Raw genomic sequence first — 18,745 nt, 5'->3', positions numbered from 1 at the left:
CTAAATGCAAGATTCAAACGCTAGAGTCGGGACGCCTGACTGGTTAGAGGAAATCCGCTGGAATGCGGATGGGCTGGTACCTGCCATTGCCCAGGACGCCGCTACCGGCGACATCCTGATGATGGCCTGGATGAACGCAGAGTCGCTCCGGCTGACCGCTGAAGAAGGCCAGGCCGTATATTGGTCCCGTTCCCGCGGCAAATTGTGGCGCAAAGGGGAAACCTCCGGGCACCAACAGGTGATCTCGGAAATCCGGCTGGACTGCGATGAAGACGTCATTCTTCTGAAGGTTGAGCAGAAAGGCGGTATCGCCTGCCACACCGGGCGACGAAGCTGCTTTTATCGCAAACTGGAAGGCGGGCAATGGACGAGCGTGGATCCGGTTCTGCGGGATCCCGGCGCTATTTACGGTGACAAACAGGGAGGTAGCAACCATGAGTGACATTCTTGAGCAATTGGCCCAGGTGCTGGAAGCCCGCAAGGAGGCCGATCCGGAAACCTCCTATGTCGCCAGCCTGCACCAGAAGGGGCTCAACAAGATCCTGGAAAAGGTAGGGGAAGAGTGCACCGAGACGTTGTTGGCCGCCAAGGACGCGGAGCACTCCGGTGAAACCCGGGACGTGGTTTATGAAACCGCCGACCTCTGGTTTCACAGCATGGTGATGCTGTCCCGGCTTGGCCTTGGCCCCAAGGACGTCATCGACGAGCTCGCCAGCCGATTTGACCTGTCTGGCCTTGAAGAAAAAGCCTCCCGGGAACAGTGATCCGGGCAACCCTGAAGAGGGTTTCCGGAAGCCCCCCGAAGTGGCGTACAATCAACCGTAACAGAAACCTTAAGACGAGGGTCCCGGCATGGGCATCAGTATCTGGCAACTCCTAATCGTACTTGGCATTGTTATCCTGTTGTTCGGAACCAAAAAGCTCCGCAACATCGGCGGGGATCTCGGCGGTGCCATTCGTGGGTTCAAAAAATCCATGAACGAAGACGACAAGAAGGACGATGACCCGGACGCCATTGCAGACGATGCCGACGCGAAAGCTCATGAAGCCCGCGCCGAAGAAAAGCCACGGGACAAGTCCCACAGCTGAGACGGGCTGAATGTTTGATATCGGCTTTGTCGAGCTGCTGATCTGCGGCGTCATTGCGTTACTGGTTCTCGGCCCCGAACGGCTGCCTACAGCGGCCCGGGCAGCCGGGCGCTGGATTGGTGGTGCCCGCCGAATGGTGAGCCAGTTCTCCTCGGAACTCGACCGTCAGCTCAAAGCGGAAGAGCTTCGCGAAGAACTGCGCAAAGCCGGCGACGTCGGCCTGGAAGATGTCCAGAAGTCGGTGCGCGGCGCCCTGGACGAGGCCAAGAAATACGAACACATGGTTCTGTCCGACGACGATAAGCCCAAACACCGGCCCGCACCTGCGACCCGTCGGATTGCCGAACCCGAAGAGCCCGTAATGGACCCTGAGGAAGACCCTACCTCAGCCAACGGTTCCGGACATGCCTCTCTGGCCCCTGATGATCCGCCACGAGAGGATGACAGCACGCACGACCATTCGGCCGATGGCACCCCGAAACAACAGGAAAGCACGCCGGATAACCGTTCATGACCACCCAGCCCGACGGCAAAAACGCCCAACGTCCCGAAGATGCACAGCCGGAAATGCCACTGATCGAGCATTTGCTGGAGCTGCGCAACCGCCTGCTGAAAATGGTGTTGGCGGTGATCATCTGTTTTGCCGCCATCTACCCGTTTGCCAATGAACTCTACCTGTTGATATCGCAACCCTTGCGGGACCTGCTGCCAGTCGGCCAGACCATGATCGCAACGGACATCACCTCCCCGTTCTTCGCGCCATTGAAACTGGCCCTGGTGCTAGCCGTGTTCGTGGCCATTCCGGTGATCCTCTACCAGCTCTGGAGTTTTATTGCGCCGGGCCTGTATGCCCATGAGAAGAAACTGGCGTTCCCCTTACTGTTTACGTCGGTCGTCCTGTTTTATCTGGGGGCGGCCTTTGCCTATTACGTGGTGTTCCCGCTGGTGTTCGGATTCTTCACCGCCATCGGCCCGGAAGGCATTGTTGAGTTGCCGGATATCAGCAGCTACCTCAATTTCGTACTGAAGATGTTCTTCGCTTTCGGGGTTGCCTTCGAAATTCCCATCGCCACCATACTGCTGATTCTCACTGGCGCCACCACGCCCGAAGACCTCGCTGCGAAGCGCCCGTACATCGTGGTGGGCTGCTTCGTAATCGGCATGTTGCTGACCCCACCGGACATCATCTCCCAGACCCTGCTGGCGGTGCCCATGTGGCTGTTGTTTGAACTCGGCATTCTGTTTGGTCGGCTCGCCAGGCGCGAGGTGGAAGCCCCTGATGCAACGGACGCCTCCAACGAATGAACCTGGCGCTACTGTTTCAGGATGATTTCGTGGCAACGGACACAGCCGTGCTCACGGGCCGCCGGCTGGCACACCTGCATTCAGTGCTGAAGGTTGCGGAAGGCGACCTGGTACCTGTGGGCCTGGTGGACGGCGATATTGGCACGGGTCGCGTGGTCAGGCTTAACGATACCGAGGCCGTACTCCAGGTGGAATTAACCACACCACCGCCAGCCCCACTGCCCTTGACGCTGATCCTGGCCATGCCACGGCCAAAGATGTTCCGCCGTGTACTGCAGACCTGCGCAACCCTTGGCGTCAAGGATATCTGGCTGATCAATGCCTACAAGGTGGAGAAAAGCTTCTGGCAAACGCCGTGGCTGTCGGACGACAATCTGCGGGAAAACATGGTACTCGGCCTGGAGCAGGCGCGGGACACCCACCTGCCCCGGCTGCACGTCCGCAAGCTGTTCAAGCCGTTCGTGGAAGATGAATTGCCGGCCCTGCTGAGAAATACCCGTGCTCTGGTGGCCCACCCCGGCACCAGCACGCCCTGCCCGGCACACATCAACGAACCCGCCACCCTGTGCGTTGGCCCGGAAGGCGGATTCATACCGTATGAAGTCGACAAGCTGACCGAGGCGGGCTGCGAAGCGGTACACCTTGGCAACCGTATCCTCCGGGTGGAGACCGCCGTACCTGTGCTGGTCAGCCGCCTGTTCGACGCCTGCGTTTAGCTCAGGCCGAAAGCGCCTTCCAGAGTTTTGTCAGTGGTGTGATCACCGCTACCAGCAAAGCCCCCGCTACAACGCCGAAAAGGCCGTCCGCAAGCACCGGAATAACGGCCTGGGCGACACTACCAAAACCTTCGACAAAGTGATGAATGGCCTCATACACCGGTGGCAGTCCATGGGTGAGAATGCCGCCACCCACCAGGAACATGGCGATGGTGCCCAGCACGGACAAGGCTTTCATCATCCAGGGAGCAAACCAGAGGATGCCTTCCCCAACCCGCCTGGCGAATGGACTTTCTTTCTGGCTGAGGTACAGACCGCCATCGTCCAGTTTCACAATGCCGGCCACCAAGCCATAGACACCGATGGTGATCATTACGGCGACGACCGTCAGCACCATGAACTGCATTCCGATGCTCTGACTACTGACCGTTCCCAGGGTGATCGCTATGATTTCGGCCGACAGGATAAAGTCCGTGCGGATCGCCCCTTTGATCTTGTCTTGCTCAACCGCTTTCAGATCGACCTCGGGATTTTTGAGGGCGTTGCGAAGTTCTTCCTTGTGCTGTTCATCTTCCTGCCTGTGGAGGAACCGGTGAGCGATTTTTTCAAACCCCTCAAAGCAGAGAAAGGCGCCACCCAGCATCAGCAGGGGAATCACCAACCAGGGCACGAAGAAGCTGATGGCGAGAGCGCCCGGAACCAGGATGGCCTTGTTGAGCATCGAGCCCTTCGCCACCGCCCAGACCACCGGCAGTTCCCGTGCAGGTTTCACACCGGTCACCTGTTGGGCATTAAGCGCAAGGTCATCCCCCAGCACGCCGGCGGTTTTCTTGGTGGCCGCCTTGGTCATCAACGCCACATCGTCCAGAACCGTGGCGATGTCATCAATCAATACGAGGAGACTGCTGGCAGCCATAACGAATTCCTTTTGGTTCAACGATGTTTATGGTACGCCCTGCAAACCATACTCAGGCATCCAGCCCCATGGCCTCGGCGGCAATACGATTCTTGATCGGCCCAAGCTGGTTCAGCCAGCGCATGCCGGTGTTGCGGAGCCAACGCAGGGTCAACTCATCACGGCCAAACAGTTGCTTGAAACCTTCCATGGCCGCCATCATCGCGAGGTTCTCACCCTTGCGACGGCGCTGGTAGCGAGCCAGAACAAGCTCGTTGTCTGGATCAATGCCTTTGCTCCGGGCACTGGCAAGTTCATCCAGCAACGCACGAACATCCCCATAACCCAGATTCGCCCCCTGGCCGGCCAGGGGATGAATGGTATGGGCAGCATCTCCCACCAGCGCAAAGCCAGGGGCAATGTATTCCTTGGCATGGCGTTGACGCAAAGGAAACGCGTAGCGACGCGAGACCAGATCCACTGCGCCCAGTTCACGCTCTATCGCCCGTTCCAGTTCCGCTTTGAAGGCGTGGTCATCCAGCCCCATCAGACGCCGTGCCTCTTCAGTATCCTGTGACCATACAATAGAACAAAAATGCTCATCGCCGGACTCTGACAACAATGGCAGGAAAGCCAGAGGTCCTGTGGGCGAGAACCGTTGCCAGGCGGTATAGCGGTGGCTCTGGGCCGTTCGAACGGTGCATACGATGGCCTGCTGGCCGTAATCCCACTCGCGGGTCGGTAGCCCCACCCACTGGCGCAATCGGGAGTGGGCACCGTCCGCCGCCACTACAAGCCTGGCGCCGAAGGTCTGGCCGTCTTCCAGGCGGATGCCTCGCGTGTGCCCGTCCCGCCACCAGCCACTCACCCTGACCCCGTCAATCAGGGTCACAGCGCTGTCAGCCAGAGCATCAAACAGTGCTCGCACAATTCGACGGTTCTCAATGATCGTACCCAGCGCCGGGGCGCGGAGTTCTGCCGCCTCGAACTGGATGCGGCCGGTGCCATCGCCGTCCCACACCGTCATCGTCTGGTAGGGACAGTGACGACCAGCGGTTATGTCCGGCCATACCCCCAACTGTTCCAGCAGCCGCTGGCTGGCGACCGAAATGGCGCTCACGCGGGGGTCGAAATCTTCCACAGATAGCGCTTCTTCGAGGCCCTGCATCAAGGCCTTTCGGTCGGCACCTTCCACCAGCCCGACATTCCAGCCCTGCCGAGACAAACCCAGCGCCAGGGCCGAGCCCACCATGCCGCCGCCAACCACCAGGATATCGAATTGCGGTTGCTCACTCATGGTCATTGCGTTCCGAGAAAACGTTGTCAGGAGTACGAAGCTCGGCCCGGCGCCCACCCAGGCCCATAGCCTGGCGGGCAAACCAGCGCTTGGCGCCGGGTAGCAGATCCAGCCCCATCAGGCCGGCGTCGCGGGCGGTGGCCACCAGGGGTAGATGATTACCGAAAAGCTGGATCAGTGAGTCGGAAAACCGTACGGTTTGTTGCCAGTCCCGGCGATGACGAGCCTGATAAGCGTTAAGCACGCCCAGGCTGCCGAGGGGTTGCTGCTGCTCGACGGCCACACGGAACTGTTCCACCAGAGCCATCAGGCCTCTCAAGGCCAGGTTGAAGCCCTGACCGGCAACCGGATGAAGGGTGTGCGCCGCATTGCCTACCAACACCACACCGGGGCGAACCGCCTCATCCACGGTTTTCAGGGTCAGCGGGTAGTGGCTGCATTCCCCGATGCGGGTAAAACGCCCCAGGCGCCAGCCAAAACGATGCTGCAGTCGCTGGCACTTATCGTCATCGCCCAATGACAGCAGTTCATCAAGAGCCTTACTACTCAACGTCCATACCAGGGCGGCGTTTGTGCCGGCGCGCGCTGGCGAGCCGTGAGGCAACAACGCCATGGGGCCAGCATCGGTGAAACGTTCAAACGCGGTAAACTCATGACTATGGGAGGTGGAGACATTGGCGATCAGGGCATGCTGATCATACGCCTGTTCATTGACCCGGAAGCCCAGTGTTTCACGCAGGCCGGAACGGCCGCCGTCAGCCACCACCAGACACTGCGCGGTCAGTTCCCGATTTCCCGTGTCGGCGCCCAGGGTAACGCGAACACCCTCCGATAGCGGCTGCATGGCTGTCACTTCCGCCGGTGCTTCCCAGACCACATGCGTCTGCAGCAGTTCCCGCATCAGGCACAGCCCCATCCAGCGGTTGTCCGCGACATAGCCCAGAGCCTCCTGTTGGTGCTCGGCGGCGTTCAGGCGCGTGGCCCCGAAATGCCCACGATCCGATACATGAATATGGCGAATGGGCGTGGCATGCTCGGAAAGCCGTTGCCACAGGCCCAGTTCTTCAAAGATCAACCTTGAGCCCCAGGCCAGCGCTGTGGAGCGGGCATCGTAGCTGGGCTGGTAACTGTCAGGCAGGGCGTCCGGAGACAACGGAAACGCCTCTACCACGGTCACCCGCAATTGCGGCAAGGTTTTCGCCAGTGCCAATGCCAGGGTGGCTCCTGCCAGCCCACCACCGGCGATGATGATATCGGTATCGTGCTGGTTCACGGTCAGTCGGCCATCAGCGCTTCAATCTCGGGAATGGTCTTGGGGACCGCCTCGGTGAGTACCCGACAGCCCTCTTTCGTCACCACCACGTCATCCTCGATGCGAATGCCGATACCACGCCATTTCGCATCCACGCTGGTGTTGTCCGGCGCCACATATAGCCCGGGCTCCACGGTCAGTGCCATGCCCGGCTCCAGTTCGCGCCACGCATCGCCCACCTTGTAGTCCCCGACATCATGCACATCCAGGCCAAGCCAATGGCCGGTACGGTGCATGAAGAACGGCTTGAATGCCTGTTCCTCGATGGCCTGCTCTACCGTCGTATCCTTGAGCAGGCCAAGATCGATCAGGCCCTGGGTAAGTACTTTCAGTGCGGCCTGGTGGGGATGGTCCCAGTGATTCCCGGGACGAACTTCCTCAATGGCCGCGTACTGGGCCGCCAGCACCACTTCATACAGGGCCCGCTGCTCATCGCTGAACCTTCCGCTGACCGGGAAGGTACGGGTAATATCGGAGGCATAGCATTCCAGTTCACAGCCTGCATCGATAAGCACCAGGTCGCCATCGTTCAACGGGGCGCTGTTTTCAATGTAGTGGAGGATACAGGCGTTCTGGCCGCCCCCCACAATCGACGGATAGGCCGTGGAGCGGGCACCGTTTTCCATAAACGTGTGGATCAGTTCGGCTTCCAGGGCATATTCAAAGACCCCTTTGCCGGCCCTCTTCATCGCCCGCTTGTGGGCCTCACAACTGATCTCGCCGGCCCTTGCCATCACCTTGATTTCCGCCGCGCTCTTGTACAGGCGCAAGTCGTGGAGCAAGTGTTCCAAGGCTACGAACTCTCCGGGCGGATGGGCCCCCGAACGCACCTTGCTGCGGATCAGTTTGACCCAGTCCATCACCTTGGCATCAAAATTATGATCTTTGCCCAGTGGGTAATACACCCGGCTGCGGCCTTCGATCATGCCGGGCAGGATGTCGTCAATATCGGCAATGGGAAAGGCATCGTCCAGGCCGAAGGTCTCGATGGCACCCTCGGGGCCTGCCAGGAAGCCATCCCAAAGCTCCTTTTCCGGGTTTCGTTCCTTACAGAAAAGTACGGACTCTCCATGCTCCCGGCCGGGAATCAGAACCAGGACCGCTTCCGGCTCACCAAACCCCGTCAGGTAATGGAAGTCACTGTCCTGGCGAAACGGATGCAGGACATCCCGGTTGCGCACCCGTTCAGGGGCGGCTGGCAGTATGGCAATGCTATCCGGCGCCATTCTTTCCATCAGCCGGTGCCGGCGATCGTTGAATTCCTTGACGGGTATCAGTGAAGCCATGAAGTCTCCCACGGGTATCAGCGTTGTTCAGTGCAAAGTCGGGGTATTGGGTGACGGCTTTTCCGGCGGATTGAACTCAGTAAACACCGCTAGCGCCCCCAGCCGTACATATTCGACGATTTCCATCAATTGTTGTTCGCTTTCATCGTCCGGCTCGTCATCATCGGCCACCTGACTGATCGCCACCAGATCTTCAATGAGTTCGCGAATCTCGTCCGGCGCCTCACCCAGTGCCTGACCAGCGGACAGCGCCATGCCCTCCAGGAAACCACGCACCCAGGAGGTGAGCGCTTCCAGTCGCTGTTCGATGGCGTAATCATCGTCCGGCAGCAAGGGCTGAAAACTCATATCGGTAGCCTTCAACAGCTCAAGCGTCTGGCTATAGGCCGAGGCCATAAATTCCCGCAGTTCGTCCGATTCGTCGGTCGCAGCCTGGGGCAGGCCCATGTGCTCACACACCATGGCCAGCCATTCTTCTTCATTGATACGAGCGCCGGCAGCGAGCCGGCCACAAAGCACGCCATGGAGCTCTGATGGATGACTGAAAGCCTTGTGAGCGGTGAACATATTCGCCCAGCGCTCAAAGGCGACGGCGCGGGCGTTGGAGGTGTCGGTTTCGGACATGAAACGGGACGGTCCTGTATGAATGAGTGAAGGCCCTATCCTAGCATTCAGGCGCATTTAAGACACTTGCCCTCTTGATTCCGGACCGGGAAAGAGTAAATTATGTTATAACATATCAATTTCAAGGAGAGCCGCCTGCCATGTCCGCTAAACGCTTACCCCCCAACCGTCCACGCTCGCTGCATACACTTGGATGTATGGTCGCCGCCTGCAGCCTGGCACCGATGGCGCTGGCCGCCGACAATCCCGGCGCCCACGAGCACGGCCATGCCCGATTGCAGATGGCGGTGGAAGAAAACCGTATTGACCTGATGCTCAATTCCCCGGCCTACAACCTCGCCGGGTTCGAGCATGGCGCCCGCACAGAGGCGGAAAAAAGCCGGTTGGCGGACATTACCCGCTGGCTGGAAACCACGCCGCTGGTCAACACCGCAGCGGCCGACTGCCGCGTGACGGCCGCAGCCGTGGAACTCGGCGGGGAAGACGAAAACCATGGTGGGGAGACTCATCACGGCCACGACGAGCACGATCATCACGAGGCCGAACATCACGACGAAGGACATCATGACGAAGAACATCATGGGGAAGCCACTCATCGGGAATACGACGTATCCCAGCAACTGGAATGCAACCGCATCGACGCCGATCAGGAATTTACATCGGCACTGATGGAGAGGTTCGAGGGCATGGAGGAGCTCACCGTCGAATGGGTCAGCCCCTCTGGCCAGGGTAGTGCCCGGCTGACACCCTCAAACCGGGCATTTACGGTCAACAACTGACCTATGAACGCCCTGCAAAGACATTACTCCTCGTAGGGTGAGACGTTCTCCGCCACGATGGAGTAGGAAGACGAAGCAATGTCGTTCTCGGTCTTCTCGATCTTCAGGGTGCCCTCAATCCACACCGGATCGTAGAGTGCTTCCAGCTTGAAGCCCTTCTTGTACTTCACGTGGATGATCTGGTTTGGAGGAGGTGGCGGCACGTGTATGCAGGCGCCATAGTATGGCACCAGGAAAAACTCCAGAATGCGCATATCCTGTGTGGTTTTCAGCGGCACGACGAAACCCGGAATCCGGCCCGACCGGCCATCCATTTCAGGCACCACGCGGCCTGTCATGATCTCGTCCGGCAATGTGGCAGGGCCGTCACCCTCGTGGGAGACTTCTGGCATATTCTCGAGTAGGTTGAGATCCTCCTCTGGCATCAATTCCAGCCAGTCGATCTCTTGCGAGGCGTCTTTTGCGCTAACGGCGGTTGAAAGACTGAAGGCCGCGACCAGCGCCACCATACACAGGGTGGCGAACAGAGAGCGTTGCCGCGAGCGGGATTCCAGAGGTTCTGACATAAAACTGACGTCTCCTGTAACGATTCAGGGATCATACACCGGATGACCAATGCCTGACATGACCGGCAAGACAGACTTGCACAAAGATAGTTCCGTAACCTCAGAGAGTTCCGTAACCCCACGGCAAACCCTCCGCGTCAGCGAACTCACTTTTCGCTGGGACCGGACCCAGCCGGGCATCCGCTATCCTGACGTAACACTGAACAGCGGTGAACACCTTTTCCTGCGAGGCCCCAGCGGTAGCGGCAAGAGCACACTCCTGAGCCTGATGGGAGGCCTGATCGTGCCGGACACCGGTCGCCTGGAATTACTGGGCACAGACCTGGCAGGCCTGACCAGCGGCCAACGCGACCGATTCAGGGCCGACCACATGGGCGTTATCTTCCAGCAGTTCAACCTGGTGCCCTACCTGAGCACGCTGGACAACGTCACACTGCCCTGCAAGCTTTCACGGAAACGCCGAGCGCGGGCCTTGTCTTCGCCGGAGGCAGAAGCGAAATCCCTGCTGACTGCCCTGGGCATCCCCCAGAGCCATTGGCACCGGCGTGTTACCACCCTCAGCGTCGGGCAACAACAGCGAGTAGCCGCCGCCCGGGCACTGACCGGCGCCCCGGAACTGATCCTCGCCGACGAGCCCACCTCGGCCCTGGACAGCGACAACCGGGACCGCTTTATCGAGTTGTTGCTGGGGCTGGCGGCGGAAAAACACTCATCCGTTGTCTTTGTCAGTCACGACAAGAGCCTGGCCCAACGCTTTAACCACCAACTGGCCCTGGAGGTGACCCCATGAACCTGCGGCTGGCACTGTCTCTGGCCATGGCAAGCCTCTGGTATCGGCGCAGGGTACTGGCGCTGGTAACCCTGACCCTGACGCTCAGCATCACCCTGCTTCTGGGCGTTCAGTACCTTCGCACCGAAGTGAAGCAGTCCTTTACCAGCACCATCTCCGGCACCGACCTGATCGTGGGCGCTCGCAGCGGTCAGCTGAACCTGCTGCTGTACACGGTCTTTCACATCGGTGACGCCACCAATAACATCCGCTGGAGTACCTACGAGAAACTGCAGGAGGATGAGCGCATCGGCTGGCTGGTGCCCATATCCCTGGGTGACAGTTATCGCGGGCACCGGGTTGTCGGCACCAGCGAGCAGTTCCCGGAACATTTCCGCTACGGTCGGGACCAGAAACCCGCATTGGCCGAGGGAGAATGGTTCGCCGATGTCTTCGACGTGGTGTTGGGGGCCGAAGTAGCCCGCAAGCACGCTCACCAGACTGGCGACAGGGTTGTCCTGTCCCATGGTGGCGGCAAGACCAGCTTCTCCAACCACAAGGACACTCCGTTTACGGTCACTGGCATCCTCGCTCCCACTGGCACACCGGTGGACCAGGCAGTTTACGTCAGCCTGGAGGGCCTCGAAGCCATCCATATTGGCTGGGAATCCGGTGTTGCCATCCCCGGGCGAACCGTCACGCCCGAACAGGCCAGGCAGAGGGACCTCACACCGGACGCGATTACCGCCGCATTCGTGGGCATCGACCGCAAGGTGCTGACTTTTCAGGTTCAGCGCCAGATCAACGAATCGCAGCTCGAACCGTTGTCGGCGATTCTCCCGGGGGTGGCGCTCAGCGAACTCTGGCGAATCATGGGCCAGTTCGAAAAAGCCTTGCTGGGCATCACCGGCTTTGTCGTGGTCACCAGCCTGGTCGGGCTCGTGGCCGTGTTGCTGACTCTGCAAGCGCAGCGGCGGCAGGAAGTGGCGATTCTCAGGGCTACCGGGGCTTCGCCGGCCCTCATCGCGGCATTGCACGTGATCGAATGCATTCTGCTGGCCATCGCGGCCTGCGGGCTCGCGATCCTGGCCGGAGCGGCCGGCATCGCGGCTCTTAGCCCCTGGCTACTGGATACATGGGGCGTTCAGGTAGGCTTGCGGCCGCTGAATGCAACGGAATGGTCGATCATCGCCAGCGTCCCTCTGGCCGCGTTGCTCGTGGGACTGATTCCAGCACTCCAGGCCTGGCGGGGCAGCCGAAAACAGGGGCTGGGACACGTGGCCCCAGAGTGACGGACATCACGCAACGCGGGCCATGACATCCCTGTAAATTGACCAGCTTGCAGTCCACACTTATAGTTAGTTCACTTCTTTGATACAGGCGTTGGACGACTCATGGAACAGTCCGAACTACAGGCATTGGCGGACAAACTCGACAGATTGATCGAACACTGTCGCAAACTGGAACGTGACAACGCGATGCTGCGCGAGCTGCAGGACGACTGGAACCGTGAGCGAGCGCAGCTCATGCACAAGAATGATCTTGCCAAAAACAAGATTGAAGCCATGATAGGCCGCCTCCGGGCCCTGGAGCACCACTGATGCCACAGCAGCCGACAACCGTCGAAGTCAAGATTCTCGACAAGGAATACCTGGTCGCCTGCCCCCAGGAAGAGCAGGAAGCCCTTCTCCGCTCCGCCAGGCACCTGGACACCAAAATGCGGGAAATACGTGCCAGCGGCAAGGTATTCGGTACCGAACGTATCGCCGTGATGGCGGCACTCAACATCACCAATGAGATGCTTGAGCGGGACACCATGTCGGACACCGCCAGTTCAATTCTCAACGCCATGGACGAAAAGCTCGATACCGCACTGGGTGAAGGCACCGGTAACTAGTCCTTACACAGGAATCCGATTCAGGTGTTGCAATCGGCCCCGGCAATGCCCGTATAATGAAATTAACTTCCTGGGCTGTTCGCTGGTCGGATTCGTCCTCGAGCCGATGCGCACTACCCAGGTGGCTACTTCAGGGCATTGTGAGCACGTCCCCATACGGGGAAAGCCTAATATGTCACAGCGGCCACCGACCTTGAACTTTGGGTTCAAGGGCCACATCCGATAACGGCAGCCCGGGAAGCTTTACTTTCAACCAAGATCCTCAGAAACTCGACAATTCATCCTGCAGGTCGCGTTTCAGCTCTTCCGGCTCGGTTATCCACAGGGTATCATCCGGGCCAGGCAGCACCCCGACGTCCAGACCGTCTTTCGTCAGACCCGGCACCCATTTCCTGAAAAAATCCGGCAACGGAATACGCTTAGGCGTGAGATCGTCGGAACCCTTACCATATTCCACCGCGAATGCCTCACTGGGCCATACCGGCAGGTACTCCACATCGCCATCTTCAGACACGATCTTGAGGAAGCGATTCTCCGCATTCACCAGAATCCAGATTTCACGCTCCTCCCCGACCTGGCTCAGGAAATAGTCGTATCGTTCTTCGCCGTCTGATTCGAGGACACTCGTTAATGCATCATGGTTCATGGGTTGACCTGCTGTTGAACGAAAAGTTTGAAGGGCCAATGATAGCCTATCGGCTCGCCACACCGACATAACCAGAGACCGGTGACAGGCGACATTTTTCTGTACAACAGGGGCAGCCCGATGGTAGAAAAAGCTCTATGTTGACCAACGTTGTCTCATCCCAGCCCTTTGAAGAGCACCCTGACTCGCAATCCCGAAGCAATCTTCGCAAGGCCCTTCGGAAGAAGCGCCGCTCGCTGTCTGCGGAAGAACAACAGATTGCCGCTGACCAGCTTGCGCTGAACCTGTTGAAACATCCTGACCTTTTCAGGGCCCGCCACGTTGCCGTATACCTGCCCAACGACGGTGAAATTGATCCCCAGGTGTACGTTCATGTTGCCCGCAGGCGAGGCATTCACTTCTATTTGCCGGTGCTGCATCCGGTGCACCGCGGCAGGCTGGTTTTCAGCCCTTTTACCGATGGCACCGAGCTGACGGCCAACCGCTTTGGCATTCCTGAACCACCCTTCCACAAGGGGCTGGAGCGGCCACCATGGGCGCTGGATGCAGTGCTGTTTCCGCTGGTGGGATTTGATGGTTTCGGTGGCCGCCTGGGCATGGGTGGCGGCTTCTATGATCGCACCTTTGCGTTCACGCGAATCCGGCCACGACTGGCCCCCAAGCTGATCGGGCTGGCCCATGACTGTCAAAAAGTATCGGAGTTACCGCTGGAACCCTGGGATATCCCTCTGCACAGTGTGGTGACTGACAGAGAGCGTTACCGAATGAGATCGAAGAGCTTTCGGTAAGGTTTAGTCTCGAACGGCGGACACTGTAAAGGCTTCGCTATCGGAGGCCGTAGGCTCATCGTCAGAGGCCTGAAGTGATGTGAAGCCAGTAATAACAAGGCCAACGGCGAAAATCAGCACGACCGTCCGGATAATGTCAGGCTTGCGGCCCATGAGGGGATTCTCCGGTATTTTAAATAGTAAAATCGATCTAAATCAGTTGACTATTCTTGTTTTCAAGAATTAGACGAAAGACTAACACCTATCCTGCGTTTTACAATTTTTCACAGATTAAATTTTTGTAAGCCGCTCCAAAGTTTGCCGAACCGGGGAGGAAGCCCCCTCCCGAAACTGTGCGGAGCCATGGATGGCGGAGCTCAAGCGCCACATGGATGTGCTTGAGCGTGTTTCGGGAGGGGGCTTCCTCCCCGGTTCTCGCAGCAAATTAAGAAGACTTGTTGTTCCCGGCTCCCAAAAACAGCTGATAAGCCTCATTGTCAGTCATGTTTTCGTAGCGGAAGCCGACCTTGTCGAGCATCTTCTCGAAGTCTTTCACTTCGTCGTCTTCCACCTGGGCGCCCAGCAGAACACGGCTGTAGGCCGCACCGTGGTTGCGGTAATGGAACATGGAGATGTTCCAGCGCGTGCCCAAGGACATCAGGAACTTCAGCAAGGCACCCGGGCGCTCCGGGAACTCGAACTGGAAAACTTTCTCGTTGGTGATGGTTGGCGCATGACCACCCACCATATGGCGAATGTGCTGCTTCGCCAGATCGCTCTCGGTCAGGTCAATCACTGAGTACCCGGTTTCCCGCAGGTCCTGGATAAGGTCTTCACGGCCATGGCCGCCCGCCGCAATCTGGATGCCCACGAAGATGGTCGCATTGGTGGCATCGGCGTAGCGGTAATTGAACTCGGTGATGCTGCGCTTGTGCAGGGCGTTGATGAACGTCTTGAAGGCCCCCGGTTTCTCCGGGATGGTCACCGCCAGGATGGCCTCGCGCTTTTCACCGATTTCCGTGCGCTCCGAGATATAGCGCAGGCGATCGAAGTTCATGTTGGCCCCACTGAGGGTGGCCACCAGGTTTTCATTCTCGATCTGTTCGCGCTCGATGTACTTCTTGATACCAGCCACGCCGAGCGCACCGGCCGGTTCGGCGATGGAGCGGGTGTCTTCGAAGACATCCTTGATGGCGGCGCAGATTTCGTCGGTGGAGACGGTGATCACCTCGTCTACGTGATCCTTGCAGATCTCCCAGGGGTATTTGCCGATCTGCTTGACGGCCACGCCATCCGCGAAGATGCCCACTTCGTCCAGTACCACCCGCTTGCCAGCCTTCATGGCCGCCTGCAGGCAGTTGGAATCCTCGGGTTCAACGCCGATCACCTTGATTTCCGGGCGCAGGTACTTGATGTAGGCAGCCATACCAGCAATCAGTCCGCCGCCGCCAACGCAGATAAAGATGGCATGAATGGGTTTGCTGAACTGCCACATGATTTCCATGGCCACAGTGCCCTGCCCGGCGATGACGTCCGGGTCGTCATAGGGCGGGATGTAGGTGTAGCCGTGCTTCGCAATCAGCTCCTGAGCATGGGCTGCGGCCTCATCAAAAGCGTCGCCCTTGAGAACCACTTTGGCGCCGTGATCACGCACAGATCGCACTTTGATCTCTGGCGTGGTCTGAGGCATGACGATGACCGCCTTGATACCCAGGTTCTTGGAAGCCAGGGCCACGCCCTGGGCATGGTTGCCAGCAGAGGCACAAATCACGCCCTTGGCTTTCTGCTCTTCAGAGAGCTGCGCAATCCGGTTGTAGGCGCCACGAATCTTGAAAGAAAACACCGGCTGAAGGTCTTCGCGCTTGAGCAGAATGTTGTTGCCAAAGCGCTTTGAGAGGCTACGGGCCTCGGTCAGCGGAGTCTCGATGGCCACGTCGTAAACACGGGCATCGAGGATTTTCTTTATGTAGCGTTGCGGCATGGGTCCGTCCGGAGTTGGATTGTCGTTGGGAAAACGGACAGTGTAGAAACTTTGCCTGGGTTCCGTCTATAAGCTCGCCCCACAGAAGGGCTATAATGGCGGCTTTAACCACACTTTCCTGCAAAACCGGAGTCGATCGATGAATCAGGACGAACTGAAGAAAGCCGTCGCCAAGGCCGCACTGGACCATATCAGGCCGCACCTGGATCAGGAGAGCGTTATCGGCGTGGGTACCGGCAGTACGGCCAACTGTTTCATCGATCTGCTGGCGGATATCCGCACCGATTTCGATGGCGCCGTCGCCAGTTCCGACGCCACGGCTGAGCGCCTGAAGAGCCATGGTATTCCGGTTTACGACCTCAACAGTGCCGGCCCCCTTGAGTTCTATATCGACGGTGCCGATGAGACCAATGAACGCCTGGAGTTGATCAAGGGGGGCGGCGGCGCCCTGACCCGTGAGAAGATCGTAGCGGCGGTGGCCAAGACGTTTATCTGCATTGCCGATGGGTCCAAGAAGGTGGATATTCTGGGCGCGTTTCCGCTTCCGGTGGAAGTGGTACCCATGGCTCGCAGCCACGTTGGCCGCGAAATCGTCAAGCTCGGCGGCGACCCGGTTTATCGCGAGGGTTTCACCACCGACAACGGCAATATCATCCTGGACATCCACAATCTGGATATTTCCCGCCCGCTTCAGGTGGAAGAGCAGTTGAACAACATTGTGGGCATTGTGACCAATGGCCTGTTTGCTCGGCGTCCTGCGGACTTGTTGTTGCTGGGTACCGAAGACGGGGTAAAGAGTTTCTCCCGACAGGACGGCTGACTACGGAGGAGACCGTGAAGAGACAGGGACATCAGGGGCACGCTGTTAATACGTCCGTGTACGCTCGACAAAAACATCCTTGTTTTTGACGTCCCCTGATGTCCCTGTCTCTCCACGGCCTGGACTCTTTTCGGGCCTTCTGCAAACCAAGCGCTTGCTTGGTTGCTGAAATTGAGTGAGACTGCTTCCATGATTTTTGATCACAGGGAGGCTTTCCGTGTCTGATTATTTCAACGATACCCACGAACAGGTTCGCCAGAGTGCCCGCAAGTTCGTTGCCACTCATGTGTTGCCCTACATAGACGACTGGGAGGAAGCTGGCGAGTTCCCCAGGGAGCTTTATAAGACCGCTGGGGAGGCCGGGCTGCTTGGGGTCGGTTTTCCGGAAAGTCTTGGCGGCATTGGTGAAGGCGATATTTTCATGAAAGTCGCCGTCTCCGAAGAGCTGATGCGATCCACCTCCGGCGGCCTGGTGGCTGGGCTGGGGTCGCTGGATATCGGCCTGCCTCCGGTGGCGAAGTGGGCGCAGCAGGACGTAAAAGCAGCGATTGTGCCCCCGGTGCTGCGAGGCGAGAAGATTGCCGCGCTGGCAGTTACCGAGCCCGGCGGCGGGTCCGACGTTGCCAATATCAAAACCCGGGCCGTCAGGGACGGCGATGACTACATCGTCAACGGCAGCAAAACCTTTATCACCAGCGGCATGCGTGCCGATCATTACACCGTTGCGGTACGCACCGGTGGCGAGGGCCATGGTGGCATCAGTCTGTTGTTGATTGACCGCGATATGCCCGGCTTTTTCACCGGCAAGAAGCTCAAGAAAATGGGCTGGTGGGCCAGCGATACGGCGGAGCTGTTTTTCGAGGACTGCCGGGTGCCTGCCAACCGCCTGATCGGTGCCGAGAATGCGGGCTTTATCGCGATCATGAGCAATTTTCTGTTTGAACGCCTCAGCTTATCCATCATGGCCTACATGACAGCCGAAATCGCCCTTGAAGCCTCGATAGCCTGGGCCGGCCAACGGGAGGCTTTTGGCCGGCCGGTGAACAAATTCCAGGTCACCCGTCACAAGCTGGTCGACATGGCCACCCAAGTGGACGTGGCGCGGGAGTATACCTATCGCTGTGCCGCGCTGATGCAGGCGGGCAAGAACCCGATTAAGCAGGTTGCCATGGCGAAGAACTTTGCGGTGGAGGTGTGCGAGAAAGTCACCCGCGAGGCCGTTCAGATTCACGGCGGCATGGGGTACATGCGTGAATCCGTCGTAGAGCGGCTTTACCGGGATGGCAAGATCCTGTCGATTGGCGGCGGTACCGATGAGATCATGAAGGAACTGATCGCCAAGCAGATGCGGTTGTAGCGGTAAGGCGATACCAACGTTTAGTTTCGATCCACACCATTGTCCCGTATAATTGCGCCCACTTTTTAAACGCAGTTAAACGCACTTCAGAAAGGATCGACCATGAACTTCGACCATATCCCTGCTGGCAAGAACCCGCCGGAAGACATCTACGTGGCCATCGAAATCCCGTCCAACAGCTCCCCGGTGAAGTATGAGCTGGATAAGGACATGGGCGCCCTGCTGGTAGACCGCTTCATGGCTACGCCAATGTTCTACCCGGCCAACTACGGCTTCATTCCCCACACCCTGGCTGACGACGGTGACCCGATTGACGTGCTGGTGGTGACCCCGTATCCGGTTCAGGCCGGTTCGGTGATTCGCTGCCGCCCGGTTGGCGTGCTGAACATGGAAGACGAAGCCGGTGGCGACGCCAAACTGGTTGCCGTACCCCACGACAAGCTCACCAAGAGCTACACCGACGTGAAAGATGTGGAAGATCTTCCGCAACTGCTCCGCGACCAGATCCAGCACTTCTTCGAGAACTACAAGACGCTGGAGCCGGGCAAGTGGGTTAAGGTTCAGGGCTGGGCCAACGCCGCCGAAGCCAAGAAGGCCATCGAAGCGTCCGTGAAGGCCTACAAAGGCTGATCGGCGACG

24 protein-coding genes and 1 other RNA gene are annotated in these 18,745 nt (G+C 58.7%); 16 read left to right on the top strand and 9 right to left on the bottom strand.

What is annotated here, in order from left to right:
* The first annotated feature begins 4 nt into the window (after positions 1 to 4).
* From hisI to ACTRWH_RS07385, 6 genes are all read left to right on the top strand, one after another.
* Positions 5 to 442: a phosphoribosyl-AMP cyclohydrolase gene (hisI, locus tag ACTRWH_RS07410; RefSeq protein WP_041332559.1), complete on the top strand. Its 438-nt coding sequence runs from the start codon at positions 5 to 7 to the stop codon at positions 440 to 442.
* Positions 435 to 764 (top strand): phosphoribosyl-ATP diphosphatase, encoded by a 330-nt coding sequence (locus tag ACTRWH_RS07405; protein ID WP_041332558.1) that lies wholly within the window; start codon positions 435 to 437, stop codon positions 762 to 764. Before hisI ends, ACTRWH_RS07405 begins: the two co-directional genes overlap by 8 nt.
* Positions 765 to 852: 88 nt before the next feature.
* Complete coding sequence (gene tatA, locus ACTRWH_RS07400) at positions 853 to 1,089, top strand: twin-arginine translocase TatA/TatE family subunit (RefSeq protein ID WP_007153187.1); 237 nt, start codon at positions 853 to 855, stop codon at positions 1,087 to 1,089.
* Between the two features lie 10 nt (positions 1,090 to 1,099).
* Entirely contained in the window at positions 1,100 to 1,603 is a 504-nt protein-coding gene (gene tatB / locus ACTRWH_RS07395; protein WP_041332557.1) for a Sec-independent protein translocase protein TatB, read from the top strand.
* A complete protein-coding gene (gene tatC / locus ACTRWH_RS07390; RefSeq protein ID WP_036210493.1) occupies positions 1,600 to 2,394 on the top strand; it encodes a twin-arginine translocase subunit TatC in 795 nt (264 codons plus the stop codon). Before tatB ends, tatC begins: the two co-directional genes overlap by 4 nt.
* A complete protein-coding gene (locus ACTRWH_RS07385; RefSeq protein ID WP_036210496.1) occupies positions 2,391 to 3,110 on the top strand; it encodes a 16S rRNA (uracil(1498)-N(3))-methyltransferase in 720 nt (239 codons plus the stop codon). Before tatC ends, ACTRWH_RS07385 begins: the two co-directional genes overlap by 4 nt.
* A gap of 1 nt (position 3,111) precedes the next feature.
* Here ACTRWH_RS07385 and ACTRWH_RS07380 read toward each other — a convergent pair whose 3' ends face one another.
* From ACTRWH_RS07380 to ACTRWH_RS07360, 5 genes are read right to left on the bottom strand one after another with little or no spacing between them, the layout of a single operon-like run.
* Positions 3,112 to 4,026 (bottom strand): DUF808 family protein, encoded by a 915-nt coding sequence (locus ACTRWH_RS07380; RefSeq protein WP_462826195.1) that lies wholly within the window; start codon positions 4,024 to 4,026, stop codon positions 3,112 to 3,114.
* A 52-nt stretch (positions 4,027 to 4,078) separates the two neighbouring features.
* Positions 4,079 to 5,302, bottom strand: a complete 1,224-nt coding sequence (locus tag ACTRWH_RS07375) for an FAD-dependent monooxygenase (protein ID WP_462826194.1) — start codon at positions 5,300 to 5,302, stop codon at positions 4,079 to 4,081.
* Positions 5,295 to 6,575 (bottom strand): 2-octaprenyl-6-methoxyphenyl hydroxylase, encoded by a 1,281-nt coding sequence (ubiH, locus tag ACTRWH_RS07370; protein WP_228210086.1) that lies wholly within the window; start codon positions 6,573 to 6,575, stop codon positions 5,295 to 5,297. The genes ACTRWH_RS07375 and ubiH overlap by 8 nt, the downstream gene beginning before the upstream one ends.
* Positions 6,576 to 6,577: 2 nt before the next feature.
* The gene (pepP, locus tag ACTRWH_RS07365) at positions 6,578 to 7,900 is read right to left on the bottom strand and encodes a Xaa-Pro aminopeptidase (protein ID WP_036210505.1); all 1,323 of its coding nucleotides are present in this window, start codon (positions 7,898 to 7,900) and stop codon (positions 6,578 to 6,580) included.
* 27 nt (positions 7,901 to 7,927) lie between these two features.
* A complete protein-coding gene (locus ACTRWH_RS07360; protein ID WP_036210508.1) occupies positions 7,928 to 8,524 on the bottom strand; it encodes a UPF0149 family protein in 597 nt (198 codons plus the stop codon).
* Between the two features lie 140 nt (positions 8,525 to 8,664).
* Between ACTRWH_RS07360 and ACTRWH_RS07355 the strand changes: the two genes are divergently transcribed.
* Positions 8,665 to 9,303, top strand: a complete 639-nt coding sequence (locus ACTRWH_RS07355) for a ZrgA family zinc uptake protein (RefSeq protein WP_462826193.1) — start codon at positions 8,665 to 8,667, stop codon at positions 9,301 to 9,303.
* 23 nt (positions 9,304 to 9,326) lie between these two features.
* Here the strand turns inward: ACTRWH_RS07355 and ACTRWH_RS07350 are convergent, their stop codons facing one another.
* On the bottom strand, positions 9,327 to 9,869 hold the full coding sequence (locus ACTRWH_RS07350) for a DUF3299 domain-containing protein (protein ID WP_126811468.1): 543 nt from the start codon (positions 9,867 to 9,869) through the stop codon (positions 9,327 to 9,329).
* Between the two features lie 49 nt (positions 9,870 to 9,918).
* On the opposite strand from ACTRWH_RS07350, the gene ACTRWH_RS07345 reads away from it, so the two are divergent.
* From ACTRWH_RS07345 to ssrS, 5 genes are all read left to right on the top strand, one after another.
* Positions 9,919 to 10,659: an ATP-binding cassette domain-containing protein gene (locus tag ACTRWH_RS07345; protein WP_462826192.1), complete on the top strand. Its 741-nt coding sequence runs from the start codon at positions 9,919 to 9,921 to the stop codon at positions 10,657 to 10,659.
* A complete protein-coding gene (locus tag ACTRWH_RS07340) occupies positions 10,656 to 11,930 on the top strand; it encodes an ABC transporter permease (protein WP_085678890.1) in 1,275 nt (424 codons plus the stop codon). The genes ACTRWH_RS07345 and ACTRWH_RS07340 overlap by 4 nt, the downstream gene beginning before the upstream one ends.
* A 102-nt stretch (positions 11,931 to 12,032) precedes the next feature.
* Positions 12,033 to 12,239 (top strand): TIGR02449 family protein, encoded by a 207-nt coding sequence (locus ACTRWH_RS07335; protein WP_007153200.1) that lies wholly within the window; start codon positions 12,033 to 12,035, stop codon positions 12,237 to 12,239.
* Complete coding sequence (locus tag ACTRWH_RS07330; RefSeq protein ID WP_007153201.1) at positions 12,239 to 12,535, top strand: cell division protein ZapA; 297 nt, start codon at positions 12,239 to 12,241, stop codon at positions 12,533 to 12,535. The genes ACTRWH_RS07335 and ACTRWH_RS07330 overlap by 1 nt, the downstream gene beginning before the upstream one ends.
* 64 nt (positions 12,536 to 12,599) lie before the next feature.
* Positions 12,600 to 12,779, top strand: a non-coding RNA gene (gene ssrS / locus ACTRWH_RS07325) — 6S RNA.
* Between the two features lie 18 nt (positions 12,780 to 12,797).
* Here the strand turns inward: ssrS and ACTRWH_RS07320 are convergent.
* Complete coding sequence (locus tag ACTRWH_RS07320) at positions 12,798 to 13,181, bottom strand: DUF2750 domain-containing protein (protein WP_462826191.1); 384 nt, start codon at positions 13,179 to 13,181, stop codon at positions 12,798 to 12,800.
* Positions 13,182 to 13,318: 137 nt separating this feature from the next.
* Here ACTRWH_RS07320 and ACTRWH_RS07315 point away from each other — a divergent pair, with 137 nt between their 5' ends.
* Entirely contained in the window at positions 13,319 to 13,969 is a 651-nt protein-coding gene (locus ACTRWH_RS07315) for a 5-formyltetrahydrofolate cyclo-ligase (RefSeq protein WP_085678884.1), read from the top strand.
* A 3-nt stretch (positions 13,970 to 13,972) separates the two neighbouring features.
* On the opposite strand, the gene ACTRWH_RS07310 is transcribed toward ACTRWH_RS07315, so the two are convergent.
* Both ACTRWH_RS07310 and ilvA read right to left on the bottom strand, forming a co-directional pair.
* A complete protein-coding gene (locus ACTRWH_RS07310) occupies positions 13,973 to 14,122 on the bottom strand; it encodes a hypothetical protein (protein ID WP_164732102.1) in 150 nt (49 codons plus the stop codon).
* A gap of 271 nt (positions 14,123 to 14,393) precedes the next feature.
* Positions 14,394 to 15,929, bottom strand: coding sequence for a threonine ammonia-lyase, biosynthetic (gene ilvA, locus ACTRWH_RS07305; RefSeq protein WP_036210522.1), 1,536 nt, complete (start codon positions 15,927 to 15,929; stop codon positions 14,394 to 14,396).
* 139 nt (positions 15,930 to 16,068) lie between these two features.
* Between ilvA and rpiA the strand changes: the two genes are divergently transcribed.
* The 3 genes from rpiA to ppa all read left to right on the top strand — a co-directional run bounded on the left by rpiA (position 16,069) and on the right by ppa (position 18,736).
* On the top strand, positions 16,069 to 16,749 hold the full coding sequence (rpiA, locus tag ACTRWH_RS07300) for a ribose-5-phosphate isomerase RpiA (RefSeq protein WP_036210524.1): 681 nt from the start codon (positions 16,069 to 16,071) through the stop codon (positions 16,747 to 16,749).
* A gap of 217 nt (positions 16,750 to 16,966) precedes the next feature.
* On the top strand, positions 16,967 to 18,106 hold the full coding sequence (locus ACTRWH_RS07295) for an acyl-CoA dehydrogenase family protein (RefSeq protein WP_462826190.1): 1,140 nt from the start codon (positions 16,967 to 16,969) through the stop codon (positions 18,104 to 18,106).
* Between the two features lie 102 nt (positions 18,107 to 18,208).
* On the top strand, positions 18,209 to 18,736 hold the full coding sequence (gene ppa / locus ACTRWH_RS07290; RefSeq protein ID WP_036210530.1) for an inorganic diphosphatase: 528 nt from the start codon (positions 18,209 to 18,211) through the stop codon (positions 18,734 to 18,736).
* Positions 18,737 to 18,745 lie beyond the last annotated feature (9 nt).

The organism is Marinobacter sp. G5_S1_61_S3 (assembly GCF_054968585.1).
This window is presented reverse-complemented; position numbering and strand designations above follow the sequence as displayed.